This is a genomic window from Streptomyces sp. NPDC060027 (assembly GCF_042737005.1).
In the GTDB taxonomy this organism is placed as follows: Bacteria; Actinomycetota; Actinomycetes; order Streptomycetales; family Streptomycetaceae; genus Streptomyces.
In genome coordinates, this window is sequence record NZ_JBHWVI010000034.1 from 1 (window position 1) to 14,363 (window position 14,363).

Sequence of the window (14,363 nt, forward strand, 5' to 3'; positions counted from 1 at the left end):
GCTCCAGACGTCGCCGAGCACCAACTCACCGAGCCGGTCCGGCACCAGCAGAAGTGCCGCGCCCCAGAGCAGCGCGGCGACGGCCTGCCCGGCACCGAGCAGGAGGCAGAACTTGGCCAGTCGGTGCGGGGCCCGCCGCAGCACCCGTGCCGCCTCCGCGACGGTCACCAGCGAAAGGCCCATCAGCACGGCGAGGAACGGGCCGAGCAGCAGCTCCGCGCCGCGGACCGCACCCACCGCGCCGACCCCGACGATCGCGCCGAGCCCGTACGCCCGCAGCTGGCTCGCGCCGCTGACGCCGACGTTCTCGGCCAGGTACCGGTAGCTGAGATCGCGCTGCTCGCGCAACCACCCGCGCGCACCGGTCATCCGGGGCCGGATGCCGGACTGGAGGCAGCCGTACACCGCGGCCACCGCGGCGGACACGCCCCACGCGAGGACGAAGGCGGCCACGCTGCCCACGCGGGCCGCCACCACCATGGCCGGAACGAGCGCGACACCCCACACGAGGTCGTTGACGAACGCCTTCCGACCGGTGCCGGCGGCGAAGAACGCGTACCGCCAGGCGTCCTGCAGCAGCAGCCCGGGCAGCATGACGCCGAGGCAGGCGAACGCGGGCCCCACACTGCCGCCCAGGGCGAGGCCGCCCGCCAGGCACACCAGGCCGATGGCCGCACCGACGCCGAGCGCGGTACCCGAGGACCGGGCCACCGCCCCGCGCCAGGACGCGTCCGACACGCCGCTGAAGCGCACCACGAGCGGGTCGGTGCCCAGCCCGCGGGAGACGCTGAGCACCACGCCGTAGGTCACCCAGGCCAGGCCGAACACGCCGAACGCGGTCACGCCCAGCGAGCGGGCCACGTAGATCCCCACCGCGAAGTTGGTCATGCTGGAGGCCGCCTGGTCGGCCAGTCCCCAGGACAACCGGCCGACGATGGCCCGCCGGGCGGATCCGGCCGGTGTCGTCGTCTTCGCCCCCGCGGTGGTCATCGGCGTCATGCCTTGATCAGCCCGGCGCCGTGCAGGGCGTCGGCCGCGGCGGCGACGGTGTCGAACGGCAGCTCGGACCGCTCGGCGACGTCCAGCAGACTGTGCTCGCCGTCGGAGAGGCTGAGCACCCAGAGCATGGCCATCTGGGCCTGCTTCGCGTCGCTGCGGCCGCCGAGCGAGTCGTACAACCCGCGTCGGCCCAGCTGTGGTTCGCCGTAGGGGCTGAGGTTGACGTACCGCCGGTTGGCGTCAAGGACGGCGAATGCCTCGCGGCAGACGGCGAGCGTGTCCGCCATGGCCTCCGGGAGGACGAAGTCCGGGTTGTCGGCCGAGGTGTGGTACTCGGGGTAGCCGGCGTACGGGGTCCGGCTGAGCGAGCCCACGCCGAGATCGAACCCGGGCGAGCAGAACTGCCGCTCGTCGTAGCCGTACGGAGTGAACTCGGCGACGTGGTGCGGGCGTTCGGAGGCGGCCAGCACATGGCGCATCACCCGGTCGATCTCCGCGTCGCCGCGCCTGCTCTGCTTGTACGTCAGCCGGCCCGAGTCGCCGGCGCAGGCCAGCACAAGGCCGTGCTTGACCCTTCCCCCAGCTCTCGTCTCCTCCCCCAGCCTTGGGCCGGGAGGGGCCCCCAGAGCAGGGGGTGCCCCATTGATCCGTTCCGCGTTGCGGGCCAGCCAGGTGATCGCCCCGATGGTGCCGGGCGCGAAGATGAACCGGTAGGTGTAGTACGGGGTTTGCTCGGCCAGCGCCCGGGCCAGGAACGTCGCCACCGCGATGCCTGCCAGGTTGTCGTTGGCCAGTGACGGGTGGCAGACGTGGCAGGAGACGATCACCTCGTCGGGGACCTGCCCGGGGACCACGTGCTCGGCGTAGGTGAGGTGACCGTCCGCGAGGGTGGAGTCGATGCGCACCTCGTACTCGCCGTCCGGCAGCGCGTCCAAGGTCTCCTGGGCCAGGCAGAATCCCCATTCCGGCGTGTAGTAGCTGGTGCGGTACGGCACCCAGGTCGGGTGGTCCGGAAGGGTGTGCAGGTGCGCGCGGAGCTCGGCCAGCGGCATGGTCGCCGACACCGGCACGCTGTAGCCGAGCACGTGCAGGCTGGACGCGGCGAAGTCGACGACCCGGTTGCCGGCGGTGTCGGCGATGTAGGCGTCCCGGATGTTCCACTCCTGCGGCACCGTCCAGTCGAGGACCTGAGTCCCGGTCGGCACCTCGTGCACCTGCAGCGGGATGTACTCGCCGACGATCTCCAGGGTGGCGCGCACACCGTCGCCGGTGATGCTCCGGCACAGCGGGTACAACCGCTCCACCAGGGCGTGCATCTCTTCGCCGGCCGCGGTCACCGGCGCCACCGCAGGGTTTCGTCGACGGCACCGGCGTGGGACGCCGCGCGCAGCACGGCCAGCCGGGTGAAGCGTTGCTCGAAGTCCTCCCGGGTCAGCCCGTGTTCGCGGTAGGCGTCGGCGAGTTCGAGCGCGCCCTGCTTCACCGTCCACTCGCACTCGAAGCCGGGCACCGCGGCGCGGAACCGGGAGAAGTCCACCCGGTACGACCGCGGATCGGCACCGTTCTCTCCGGTGATCACCACCTTCGAGCCGGACACCGCCTCGGCGACCTGCTCGGCGATCTCGGCGACCGTGACGTTGTTGATCTCGCTGCCGATGTTGAACGCCCGGTCGTGCACCGCTTCGCGCGGCGCGGTCAGCGCGGCCGTGAAGGCCCGTGCGATGTCGGCGGCGTGCACCAGCGGGCGCCAGGGGGTGCCGTCGGAGAGCACGAGCACCTCACCGGACAGGAGCGCGTGGCCCACGAGGTTGTTCAGCACGATGTCGGCGCGCAGCCGGGGCGAGTAGCCGAAGGCGGTGGCGTTGCGCATGAACACCGGGCTGAAGTCGCCGTCGGAGAGCGCGTGCAGGTCGTCCTCCACCCGCACCTTGGACTCCGCGTACGGCGTCACCGGGCGCAGCGGGGCGTCCTCGGTCACCAGGTCGTCCCCGCCGGCGGCGCCGTAGACGGAGCAGGTCGACGCGTACAGGAAGCGCCGCACCCCGGCGTCGCGGGCCAGCCGGGCCAGCCGTACGGAGGCGTGGTGGTTGATGTCGTAGGTGAGGTCGGGTGCCAGCGATCCCAGCGGGTCGTTGGACAGCGCGGCCAGGTGGATCACGGCGTCCACCCCGGCCACGTGCTCGGCCGTGACGTCGCGCAGGTCCACCCGCGGCCCGGGCGGGTCCGCGGGCTGCGGGCCGAGGACGCAGTCGGCGAACAGGCCCGCGTCAAGACCGACGACCTCGTGCCCGGCGGCCGCGAGGACCGGGGCCATAACGGTGCCCAGATAGCCCTGGTGTCCGGTCAGCAGTACGCGCAAGGTTCATTCCCCCAGGTCGAGAGTTAGTTTGGTGACGGCGAACGCCTCGGCGTAGCGCGCGTGGCATTCGATGCCGCGGATCCGCGCGAGGCCGAGGAAGGCTTCCCGGTCGTACCAGGGCCGGTGCCGCTGCGAGGGGTAGTGCTCCTGCAGCAGCCGCACTTTCTGTTCCGCGATCTCCGGCGACAGTGGCTGGTACGCCGCCGGACGGCCGAGATCGCCGTCCCACTTGACGATCTCGTAGCCGAGCACGAGGTGGTCGCGGAATGCGGTGGGCAGCAGCCGCGCCAGGCCGCGGTGATCCTGGTGCGCGTCCTCGGTACGCGGCGCGAGGACCAGATCCGGATCGGTCTGCAGACGCAGTTCCTCGACCGCGGCCTTGGCCTCGTCCCAGTGTGCGGGGATCCGGCCGTCCGGCAGTTTGAGCACGGTCAGCCGCAGATCGGCGCCCGGGCAGAAGGCCGCGAGCGCGGCCTTCTCCTCCTGCTCCCGCTCGCTGCCACCGCCGGAGAGCACCAGCGCGTCGACGCGGATTCCCGGCCGCGCGAGGCACAGCGTCAGCAGTGTGCCGCCGGCGCCGATGGCGATGTCGTCGCAGTGCGCGCCCACCGCGGCGATCCGTTCCAGGCGCCCGGCGCCGAGCCGGATCACGCTCTCGCTCCGGCGGCGCCCCTGCTGCCGGTCGCGCTCGCCTCCGCGCCGTCCCGTTCCCACACGGCCCACGGGCGGTCGCCCCGGGCGTACGCGTCGTCGAGCGCCGCCCGCTCCTTCACGGTGTCGGTCGGCTTCCAGAAGCCGCGGTGCTGATGCGCCACCAGCCGTCCGCGCTTGGCCAGTTGGGCACATCCGTCGGCGACCAGGTCCCCGCCCTCCGGTAGGTGGTCGAAGACCTCCTGGCGGAGCACGAAGTAGCCGCCGTTCTCCCACAGCGGCATGTCGCTCACCGCGGTGATTCCCCCCACCAGGCCGTCCTCGCCCAGGTCCACGCAGTGGAACGACGACTGCGGCGGCACGACCATCATCGACGCACCGGCGTCGCGTCGGGAGAACCGGTCGATCATCTCCGGCAGCGGGGCGTCGGTGAGCACGTCGGCGTAGTTCGCGAGGAACATCTCGTCGCCGTCCAGATGGTGCCGCACCCGGCGCAGCCGCTCCCCGATCGGCGACTCGATGCCGGTCTGCGCGAACGTGATCGTCCAGTCGGCGATGTCGGTGGACAGCAGTTCGGTCCGCCCGCCCCGCAGCACGAAGTCGTTGGACGTCGTCTCCTCGTAGTTGAGGAAGAAGTTCTTGATGTGGTGCGCCCCGTAGCCGAGGCACAGGATGAACTCCGTGTGCCCGAAGTACGCGTAGTAGCGCATGACGTGCCAGATCAGCGGCCGCGGACCGACCATCGCCATCGGCTTGGGCACGTCGTCGGAGGTTCCGTTGCGCATCCGCAGCCCATAGCCGCCGCAGAACAGTACGACCTTCATGACTTGACCTCGACAATGCTCAGTTCCGGTATCGGAAAGACCAGTCGGCCGCCCCACTCGTGCACGAAGGACAACTGCTCGACCAGCTCGGCCCGCAGGTTCCACGGGAGGACGAGGACGTAGTCCGGTCTGTCGGCGGCTATCTGATCGGGCGGCAGGATCGGGATGCGGGTGCCCGGGGTGAACCTGCCGTGCTTGTAGGGGTTGCGGTCCACCGTGTACGGGAGCAGGTCGGGCCGGATGCCGCAGTGGTTGAGCAGCGTGTTGCCCTTGCCGGGGGCGCCGTAGCCGACGACCGTCTCGCCGCGCTCGGCCGCATCGATGAGGAACCGCAGGAGGTCCCGGCGCACCTTGGCCACCCGGGCGGAGAACTCGGTGTACCCGGACAGCTCCTGCAGCCCGGCGGCCTTCTCCCGGTCAAGGACCTCGGCCACCCGCGCCGACGGCTCGCCGGCCACCTCGGCCGGCCGGGCCCACAGCCGGATGGAGCCGCCGTGCGTGGGCAGCAGTTCGACGTCCACGAGCGTGAGTCCGCCGCTCGCCAGCGCACGGATCGCGGACGCGACCGTGTAGTACTGGAAGTGCTCGTGGTAGATCGTGTCGTACTGGTTCTCCTCGATCAGGGTCAGCAGGTGCTGCACCTCGATGGAGACCCAGCCGTCGTCGGCGACCAGGGCGCGCAGCCCCTGGGTGAACCCGACCACGTCGGGGATGTGCGCGTACACGTTGTTGGCCACGACCAGGTCCGCCGGGCCGTGCTCTTCGCGGACGGCCGAGCCGGTGGCCGGGTCCAGGAACTCCGTGAGCGTGGGCACGCCCGCGTCCCGCGCCGCGGCGCCGACGTTCACCGACGGCTCGATGCCGAGGCAGCGGATCCCGCGGTCCACCACATGCCTCAGCAGGTACCCGTCGTTGCTCGCCACCTCGACCACGAAGGCGTCGGTGCCGAGATCCAGCCGCTGTACGGCGCCGTGGACGAACGTCCGCGCGTGCTCCACCCAGGAGGTCGAGTAGGAGGAGAAGTACGCGTACTCCTTGAACGTCTCCTCCGGCGTGATCAGCGGAGGGATCTGCGCGAGCCAGCAGTCGGTGCAGACCCGCAGGTGCAGCGGGTACGCCGGTTCCGGCGTGTCCAGTTGGTCCGCGGCGAGAAAGCTCTCGCACGGCGGGGTCGCCCCCAGATCGACGACGCTCGCCAGCGTCGCCGAGCCGCAGAGTCGGCATCGTGTCATCTACTGCCCCCATCCCTGCTCGCGCGGGTGTCCCCACCGCGAGCCAGTGCTGACCGACCCGCGATCGCGGTGCGGTACCCCTCCACCAGGCGCTCAAGGCCGACGGCCGGGGTGAACCCCTGCTCGTAACTGCGCCTGGCCGCCTGGCCCATCTCCTGGTTGCGGGCCGGGTCGGCCGCGATCCGGCGTATGCACGACGCGAGCGAGGCGGACTCGCCCGGCCGGTGCAGCAGCCCGGTCACCCCGTCCTCGACGAGTTCGACGAAGGCGCCATGACCGGCGGCGACAGCCGGGACGCCCGCCGCCATCGCCTCCACGACCACCAGGCCGAACGCCTCCAGCCACGTCGAGGGGGCCACCACGGCGACCGACCGCGCGAGGGCCTCCCGACACTGGGCCGGGTCGTACAGGCCGACGTAGCGCACGTCGTCCCGACCCGCCGCCCAGGCGGTCACCTCTCGCTCCAGCGGCCCCGAGCCGGCGACCACGAGCGGTACGCCCACACCGCCGTCCGCCGCGATCTCGTCCCACGCGGCCATGAGCACCCGCACGCCCTTGGCCTCCGCCAGCCGGCCGAGATAGAGCAGATGCTCGCCGGCGCCCTCTCGGCGGGCGCCCGGGTCGGGCACGAAGTTGTGCTTCACCGCCAGCCGTTCGGCCGGCATGCCGGCCCGCACCAGGACGTCGCGCTGCGCCGCGGAGATGCAGAAGAATCGCTCCACACCGGACCACCAGCGCCGCCGATTGACCGACAGGCTGACCGCGAGCGGCACCGTCGCAAGGCGGGAGTTCCGGTAGCAGCCGTGGCGGACGGCGGGCAGCGGCGCCGTCCCGACGCACTCGGTGCACGGCCGGCCGTTCCGCTGCAGCGTGCCGGGAGGGCAGACCTGGGTGTAGTTGTGCAGGGTGGCGACGGCGGGCACGCCGGCGTCGGCGCAGGCGGCGAGGACCGCGGGCGACAGGAGCGGGAAGACGTTGTGGACGTGGACCACGTCCGGCCGCTCGGTGCGCAGCCGGGCGGTGAGTTCCGCGCGGACCGCCGGGTTCCACGGCACGAGGAGCGGCACCGCGGCCTTGGCAGGGAGGGACCGGGCGGCGATGTCGTCGCTGCGCCGCTCGAACACCTCGACCCGGTGGCCGGCCGCGCGCAGCAGCTCCACCTCCTGGTCGACGACCTTGTTCTCCCCGCTCGGCTGTGCCGAGGCGTAGTGGTTGTGCACCACGAGGACGTGCATGGTCAGCTCACCTCCGGTCTCCGGGCTCATCGTGGGATGCGTCGTCGAGGGACTGCGGGCGTCGGGAGCGCAGTGGCCGTGGCAGGTGCCGCCAGCAGTGAGGCGGCCAGGGCCAGATGCAGCAGATAGGGCGAGGCGTCGCCCAGGCCGGCCTCGGTGTAGGACGCGATAGCGCAGTAGCTGATCAGGAAGATCGCGCAGGCTCTCTGCAGCGACGGTGGCCGCAGCAACGCGACGCCGGCGAGGACGATGATGATCGCCGCCACCAGGGTGACGCCGGTCAGACCCTGCTCCTGGTAGACGGCCAGCCAGCTGTTGTCGATCGGCAGCCCGCCGAACGACTTGTCGCCCAGGCCCATGCCGAACAACTGCTCCGAGGTCGTCCGGGGCGCTGCCAGCAGGGCGTCCCAGACCTTGGCCCGGCCGGTGAGGTTGGAGAAATTCTCCTGGCTCTGCCCGCGCAGGAACCACGCCTGCAGCGCGGAGCTGAACCCCACCACGGCCACCGTGGCGCACAGCACCGTCCAGGTGAAGAACCGGCGGGCGGCGGCACTGGTCAGGATGAGTGAGCAGATCGCCAGCGCCAGGCCGATGAGCAGACCGAGCGTGGCCGTCCGGGTATGGGTCAGCGCGAGCAGGACGAGTGACGGCACGATGACGACCGCCGCGCTGACCCCGTCGGTCCGGCGCCCGAGGACGAGCAGCACGGTGAGCCCGATGATCACCGCGGCGTACTGTCCGATCTGCGGCGGGGTGAGCGGCCACAACGCGCCGACGAGCCGTCCGCCGTAGAGCTCGGGCAGGGCCGCGCCCGGTGAGACGATCAGGCCGACGGCCACCGACCCGAGCACCGCGAAGTACGTCCGGATGTGGTGCCGGACGAATGTCAGGCTGCCGTCCCACCAGCGGCTGAGCAGCCACAAGGTGCCGATGAAGAGCGCCAGCCGGGAGCAGCGGAACAGCGCGCCGAACCCGGAGTCCAGGTTCACGCTCGAGATCAGGCTCGGCACCAGCAGCAGGGTGAGCAGGAGCACGAAGGCGCTGGCTCGGATGCGCAGCCGGAGATTGACCGCGAGCGCCAGCGCGAACGCGGCGACCAGCGCGCCCATGGTGACCATCTGGATGACGGAGCGGGGCAGCGGAATGATGGTCTTCGCCCCGGCGGAGCCGAGCGTGTTGAGGACCAGCAACCCCCAGACGATCCCGACGGTCTTCGGTGTGCCGACAGGGCGCGGTTCGGCGCCGGGCCGTGTGCCCGCCGTAGCCGGTCCGCCCGGCAGCCCATCGCTCCGCAGGTCCCCGCCCATCTCAACCACCGGCCCGTGGGTCGAGGGTGCTGTCCGTGTCCTGCTCGTAGGGCGTGACCTGCCACTGCCCGAAGTCGAGCACCCGGCTCGGGTCGTGGGCGACGAATTTCCATGGTCCGAGGTAGACGTTGTCGTGCCAGCGGTTGTGCTGCTTGCGGGTGATCGCCTCAGCCACCCGCTCGCCCTGGTACGGCGACCAGTCCGGATAGGTGCCGTAGTTGGCCAGCACCGCCATGCGGTCGCACTTCACCGTGCACTTGACCACGGACTTGTCCAGCAGGAAGCGGTTGTGGTGGATGTCCACCCGCTGGGTCTTCCACCGGCAGTCCGCGTAGAGCGGTGCGGTGGCGATCGCCGGCTTCGCGCAGCGGTCGGTGTCCCGCACCAGCAAGGTGCAGTCACCGGACGAGGTGTTGGCCGGGCTGTTGCAGAACCGGTCGGCGTTCTCCCACAGGGTGATCCCGGACCAGTTGTCCTCCAGCACGTTCCGGTAGATCTCGATCTTGTCGGTGCGGGCTCGGATCCGTGGTTCGCCGCCGGACTCGGACAGGTAGATGGTCGCGTACGGGAAGTTGTCGCCGCGGTCGGCCTCCCTGCGGCCCTCGACCCAGTTGTTCCGCCGGAAGGTGTTGTCCCGGATGACCGCGTTGTAGCTGGTCTCATAGATCAGCGCGGCACCGTCGTTGGCCTCGAGCACGTTGTTCTCGATGCGGAAGTCGTTGTTGTTGGTGTCCGCCCACAACCCGGTTCCGTGGTTCTCGTGCACCCAGTTGCCGCGTACGTCGGCGCCGTTGACGGCCCAGAACTTGATGCCTCCCGTGCAGCCGCAGCCCTTGCGCCGCCGCTCCCAGTCGCCGGTGTTGTTGCCCACGATCTCGTTGCCCTCGACCACCAGGCCCTTGATACGGCCGTTGGCCTTGTACGCGTTCATGCCGTACTGGCCGTTGTCGCGCAGGCAGCTGGAGCGGACCTGCTGGCGGGCACCGGCCATCAGCCCGGCGCCGGAGTTGTCCTGGATCGTCGCGTGCTCGATCACCCACCCGTCGGCCGAGTCATGGTTGACCACGCCCTCGTCGGGCGGCGCCACGAAACGTTGCACGGTCAGGTGGCGGATGGTGACGTTGCGGGCGCTGCCGCCGAACGCGTACTGGTTCTTCTTCCGGCCGTCGAACACCGCGCCCGGCGCACCGAGGTAGCGGTCCCCCTCCTTGGGGATGACCTGGGCGTAGCGGTCCGGGTCGAGCCTGTGCTTGCCCGGTCGGAGCCAGAACGTGGTGTTCGGGGGGCTGCTCTTGGTCTTCGCTGCCAGGTCGCCGACCTTCGCGGGGTCGATGGTCACCGCGCCCGCCGGCGCCTTCGCCGGCCCGGCCACGGGCTTGGCGCACACCCGGGCCACGGATGGGGCCGCGGGCGTGGACGGCGCGGCCTTCGGCTCCGCCCCGGTGCCCGGCGTGCTCTCGCATCCGGCCGCCGCCAGCAGGGCGAGCGCCAGCGGTGCCACCACCCACGCCCGGTGCGGCCTCTTGATCTCCACGCGTGCCCCCACTAGCCGCGGAACCTGAGCACGGTGGTGAAGTCCTCCGCGCCGTCGACGAATCCGGTGCCGACCAGCGTGGTGGCGGGTTCCTTGCGCCCGAATCCGGCGGAGTACCAGCCCAGCGGCGGGTCACTCTCGCCACGATGCGCCCGCCAGGACAGCTGTCCGGGCAGGTCGAGCTCCGCGGAGCGGTCCTCGCCGTCCCGGGTCCAGGTGAGCACGGCCCGGTTGCCCGCCAGGTCAGCGGTGATCGCCGGGCCGAGGTGGAACGCCAGCCGCGCGGCCCGGCGATCGCCGCGTACCTCGTCGACCACCCGCAACTCATGGCTCGCGGCCGTCAGTTCCACCCGGCGGCGGTGCACGGAGCCCTGGTAGCCGTCGTGCTCGGCACACCAGCGGGCGACCCCCTCGCCGGATGTGTCCGCGGCCAGGACGCGGCTGCGGGCATGCCGGGTCCACAGGAACGGGCCGCCGGAGACGGACTGGTCACTGCCGTCCAGTTGCAGGGTGTTGTGGCCGAGGGTCGACCGGAAGTACTGCCGCCACTCGGGTTGCCCGTGGTAGCAGTACGTTCCCGGGTCGGCGAGCACGTCGACCCCGTCGTGCCGGACCTCGACGGACAGCGCGTCCGCGTGGCCGTGCGCGGCGATGGAGAGGAAGCCGTGCGGACCACCGTCGCAGCGGGCCCAGATCTCCCCAGGACCGCGCAGGATGGTCATGCCCGCGTCGGCGAAATGAGCCGGCCGGCTTGCCGGGCGGGTCACGGCCGGCGCGGTTTCGTTGTTCGAGTACGGCCGGATGAGCGCGGCAAGGAGCGGGGTGCGCACATCGGTGCCGGTCACCGTCGGCCACCAGGCGAGCCGACCGAACACGGCGTCCCCGGTGGCGAGCAGCGAGGCCCAGCGGTCGGTGCCCGCGCCGTCCACGACCAGACCGTGCCCGTCGTCCGCGTCCCCCTGGCGCGGCGGCCGTAACCGGCTGTCCACGACGGCCGCGAGCGCGTCGGTCATCCGCAGCAGTACCAGCCGGATCGACGCGGGGACCGGTACGTCGGCGGCATCCGCCTCGGCCACCGCGGCCAGGCCGAGCTCCAGCACAAGTCCGTGGTATTCGGTGGCCAGCTCGCGGTTGAGGCCGGAGTCGAAGGTGTTGGCGCGCAGCTGCCGCTCCAGCGAGCGCAGCGCGCCGGCTCGCCAGCGCGCCGAGGAGGGGAACCATCCGAACGCGCAGGCCGCGGCGAACTGCCCGGCGGCCTCGGCGATGACGTGGTTGTTCGCCGAGGACCCCCGGCTGGGGAAGGCGGCCAGCCAGCGCTGGTGGTGCCAGATCTGGTTCAGCGCCACCGGGTTGTCCTCGAACAGATCGGCCGCGCCCGGCCAGCCGTCGAGCAGCCGTCGGATCCACACCCAGGACAGCAGCCGGATGCCCAGCTCGATGCCGCTGATCCAGTGCACGCCGCGCAGCGGTGGGTTGGCCGCCCACCACGACCGCAGGTGCTCGGCCACTCGCTCGGCGTACCGCTCCTCCCCGGTGATCGCGTAGGCGGCGGCGAGCACGGTGAGGTACTGATGCCGGGACGGTTCCCAGATCTGCTTGATGTCCCCGACCGCGTCCTCGTTCCGGTACGGCACGTCGAAGGCGTAGCCCCACGGAGCCCGGCGCCCGGTCTTCGGGTCGCACCACCAGTCCGGGTCGTCCAGGTCGTCGCGGACCACCCCGAAATACTCGGCGTGCCCGTACATCAGCCGGTCCGCCTCGGCGATGAGACGTTTCGCGGCGTCCGGAGGTATCGCGGCGATCGTCCCGGCGGGCAGCACGGCGGTGAACCGGGCGCCGGTCACGCTCGGGCAGTCCGGCCGCGCCGACCGCCAGCGCCGCCTGCGCACCGCGTCGCCCACCCGGCCGCCGACCTCCCGCGGGCCCATCCGGGACAGCCGCCGCAGGTACCAGCCCGCGCTCATGGTCATCGTGCCCTCGCCAGCGTCACCGGCGCGCCGCCGGCCAGGCCGGCCTGCACGGCGAGGGTGGCCGCCGTGGTGGCGACCAGCGACTCCAGCGGCACCGGCATCGGACCGCCGGTCCGAACGGCCTTGACGAACGCGGCCAGTTCGGCGGACTGGCCCTTGTCCCGGGCCTTGGGAAGCCGCGAACTGACCCACCGCTTGCGGCCGCCCCTGCCGTCCGAATACAGCGAGGCCCGCACGAAGTCGTCGAGCCGCAGCACCTTGCCGTCCGCGACCAGGTCCAGCGTCTCCTTGGGGAAGCCGGCCGCGCCGGTGGTGACGTAGCTGATGGTGGCGGTGGACCCGTCCGGGTAGCGCAGGACGACCTGAAGATCCTCGTTGCCGGACGCGGCGACCGCGTACACCGAGACCGGGTCGGCGTCGAGCAGCCAGCTCGCCGTGTCGATGAAGTGTCCGCCCTCGCCCGCGAACCGCGAGCCCTCGGTGCCCTGTTGGAGGTACCAGCTCCCGTGGGTCAGCCGGCCCGCGTTGACCAGATAGCGCAGGCTCGCCGGACCGGTCCGGGCGCCGAACCGGTTCTTGGCCTCCTGAAGCAGCGGCGCGAACCGGCGATTGAAGCCCACCTGAATCCGGTCGTTGCCGGACTCCTCGACCGCCGCGAGCACACCGGCCAGCTCGTCCTCGGTGAGCGCCAAAGGCTTCTCGACGAACACGGTCTTGCCGGCGAGCAGGGCCTTGCGGGTCAGTTCGGCATGCGAGCTGTGCCGGGTGACGACGAACACCGCGTCGATGGACTTGTCGCCGAGCACGGCGTCGAGATCGGTGGTCGCCTCGGCGAAGCCGAACTTTCGCTGCGCGTTGGCCGCGGACAGCGCCGTCGTGGTGACGACCGTGGACAACTCGACGCCGTCGCGCTGCGCCAGGTGCGGCAGCAGCATCGACGTCGCGTAGTTTCCCGCGCCGACGAACGCCAGCCGGACCGGCGCCTTGGCGGCCCGGGCCGGGGTGGACGCTCCGCCGCCGCGTCGCACCGCGGGGACCGCCACCGCCGGGGCCTCCGCCTCCCCCGCTTCCTCCTTCTGCTCGGGATACCGGAACAGCACGGCCACGGCCTTCAGCTCACCGTCCTTCAGACGCCGGTACGTCTCTACGGCGTCATCGAAGTCGGCGACGTGGGAGACCAAGGGCTCCACGTCGACGCTGCCGCGCGCCAGGAGATCGAGGAAGCACGCCAGGTTGCGGCGCTCGGTCCAGCGCACATAGCCGATCGGGTAGTCCCGCCCTTCGAGCTCGTACTCCGGGTCGTAGCGCCCGGGGCCGTACGAGCGCGAGAACCGGACGTCGAGCTCCTTCTCGTAATACGCGTTCCAGGGCAGGTCCAGGCGGCACTTGCCGATGTCGACGACCCGGCCGCGGTCCCGGCAGAGCCGGGCGGCCAGCTCGACGGGCTGGTTGCTGCCGCCACCGGCGGCCAGGTACACCTGGTCCACGCCGTGACCGCCGGTGAGTTCGGCGACGGCCGCCTCCACGGCCGCGGACGCGGGATCGCCGCAGGCCGCGGCGCCCAGGCGCTCGGCGAGCTCGCAGCGCGACGGGTCGGGGTCGACCCCGACGACGCGGACCCCCGCGGCGGTGAGGAGCTGCACCACGAGCTGCCCGATCAGCCCGAGGCCGATGACCAGCGCCACCTCCCCGAGCTGCGGCTCGCCCTGGCGCACGCCCTGCATCGCGATCGATCCGACGGTGCCGAAGGCGGCGTGCCGCGGCGCGAGGCCGTCCGGCACCGGGGTGTAGAGGTTCTTCGGCACCCAGTTCAGCTCGGCGTGCAGCGCGTGCTCGTTGCCGGCGCAGGCCACGAGGTCGCCGACCTTCACGTCGTCGATCCCGGCGCCGACCTGCTCGACCACCCCGCACAGCGAGTAGCCCAGCGGCGTGTAGGAGTCCAGCTTGCCCATCACCTTGCGGTACGTGGCGGGCACCCCGTTGGTGGCCACGCTCTGCATGACCTTGGCCACCTGGTCCGGACGGGAGCGGGCCTTGCCCAGCATCGACATGCCCGCCTCGGACACCTTCATGAGCTCGGTCCCGGTGGATATCAGCGAGTAGGCGGTGCGGACCAGTACACCGCCCGGCTTGCACCCCGGCATCGGCACGTCGAGCACCGCCAGCTCGCCGCTCTTGTAGTTCTGAACAACCTGCTTCACCCAAGTCCCCTTGTTCCTAAGCCGTTTTCTGCGCCGTTGTCTACGCCGTCC

At 71.6% G+C, this 14,363-nt stretch carries 11 protein-coding genes; all 11 read right to left on the bottom strand.

The window, feature by feature from the left end:
- Window positions 1–999, bottom strand: a 999-nt coding sequence (locus ACFWBT_RS11755; protein WP_385698382.1) for a hypothetical protein, incomplete at its 3' end; no start/stop codon positions are given.
- Window positions 996–2,345 carry a DUF4910 domain-containing protein gene (locus tag ACFWBT_RS11760; protein WP_385698384.1) on the bottom strand — a complete coding sequence of 450 codons (1,350 nt, stop codon included), beginning with the start codon at window positions 2,343–2,345 and terminating at the stop codon, window positions 996–998. The genes ACFWBT_RS11760 and ACFWBT_RS11755, both read right to left, overlap by 4 nt.
- Window positions 2,333–3,358 (bottom strand): NAD-dependent epimerase/dehydratase family protein, encoded by a 1,026-nt coding sequence (locus tag ACFWBT_RS11765; RefSeq protein WP_385698385.1) that lies wholly within the window; start codon window positions 3,356–3,358, stop codon window positions 2,333–2,335. Before ACFWBT_RS11765 ends, ACFWBT_RS11760 begins: the two co-directional genes overlap by 13 nt.
- A gap of 3 nt (window positions 3,359–3,361) precedes the next feature.
- The gene (locus ACFWBT_RS11770; protein WP_385698387.1) at window positions 3,362–4,009 is read right to left on the bottom strand and encodes a PIG-L deacetylase family protein; all 648 of its coding nucleotides are present in this window, start codon (window positions 4,007–4,009) and stop codon (window positions 3,362–3,364) included.
- The gene (locus ACFWBT_RS11775; protein ID WP_385698390.1) at window positions 4,006–4,833 is read right to left on the bottom strand and encodes a glucose-1-phosphate cytidylyltransferase; all 828 of its coding nucleotides are present in this window, start codon (window positions 4,831–4,833) and stop codon (window positions 4,006–4,008) included. The genes ACFWBT_RS11770 and ACFWBT_RS11775 overlap by 4 nt, the downstream gene beginning before the upstream one ends.
- On the bottom strand, window positions 4,830–6,065 hold the full coding sequence (locus ACFWBT_RS11780) for a class I SAM-dependent methyltransferase (RefSeq protein WP_385698393.1): 1,236 nt from the start codon (window positions 6,063–6,065) through the stop codon (window positions 4,830–4,832). Before ACFWBT_RS11780 ends, ACFWBT_RS11775 begins: the two co-directional genes overlap by 4 nt.
- Entirely contained in the window at window positions 6,062–7,300 is a 1,239-nt protein-coding gene (locus ACFWBT_RS11785) for a glycosyltransferase (protein WP_385698458.1), read from the bottom strand. Before ACFWBT_RS11785 ends, ACFWBT_RS11780 begins: the two co-directional genes overlap by 4 nt.
- Before the next feature lie 26 nt (window positions 7,301–7,326).
- Window positions 7,327–8,607 carry an O-antigen ligase domain-containing protein gene (locus ACFWBT_RS11790; RefSeq protein WP_385698461.1) on the bottom strand — a complete coding sequence of 427 codons (1,281 nt, stop codon included), beginning with the start codon at window positions 8,605–8,607 and terminating at the stop codon, window positions 7,327–7,329.
- A 1-nt stretch (window position 8,608) separates the two neighbouring features.
- Window positions 8,609–10,141, bottom strand: coding sequence for a right-handed parallel beta-helix repeat-containing protein (locus ACFWBT_RS11795; RefSeq protein ID WP_385698396.1), 1,533 nt, complete (start codon window positions 10,139–10,141; stop codon window positions 8,609–8,611).
- Window positions 10,142–10,152: 11 nt separating this feature from the next.
- Entirely contained in the window at window positions 10,153–12,111 is a 1,959-nt protein-coding gene (locus ACFWBT_RS11800) for an alginate lyase family protein (RefSeq protein ID WP_385698398.1), read from the bottom strand.
- Window positions 12,108–14,312 carry a bi-domain-containing oxidoreductase gene (locus ACFWBT_RS11805; RefSeq protein WP_385698400.1) on the bottom strand — a complete coding sequence of 735 codons (2,205 nt, stop codon included), beginning with the start codon at window positions 14,310–14,312 and terminating at the stop codon, window positions 12,108–12,110. Before ACFWBT_RS11805 ends, ACFWBT_RS11800 begins: the two co-directional genes overlap by 4 nt.
- Window positions 14,313–14,363: the final 51 nt, after the last annotated feature.

What these genes read in the sequence shown, in the direction of transcription:
- ACFWBT_RS11780 (WP_385698393.1), bottom strand. Translation starts at nt 6,065, where the DNA reads ATGACACGATGCCGACTCTGCGGCTCGGCGACGCTGGCGAGCGTCGTC.
- ACFWBT_RS11785 (WP_385698458.1), bottom strand. Translation starts at nt 7,300, where the DNA reads ATGCACGTCCTCGTGGTGCACAACCACTACGCCTCGGCACAGCCGAGC.
- ACFWBT_RS11800 (WP_385698398.1), bottom strand. Translation starts at nt 12,111, where the DNA reads ATGACCATGAGCGCGGGCTGGTACCTGCGGCGGCTGTCCCGGATGGGC.
- ACFWBT_RS11775 (WP_385698390.1), bottom strand. Translation starts at nt 4,833, where the DNA reads ATGAAGGTCGTACTGTTCTGCGGCGGCTATGGGCTGCGGATGCGCAAC.
- ACFWBT_RS11790 (WP_385698461.1), bottom strand. Translation starts at nt 8,607, where the DNA reads ATGGGCGGGGACCTGCGGAGCGATGGGCTGCCGGGCGGACCGGCTACG.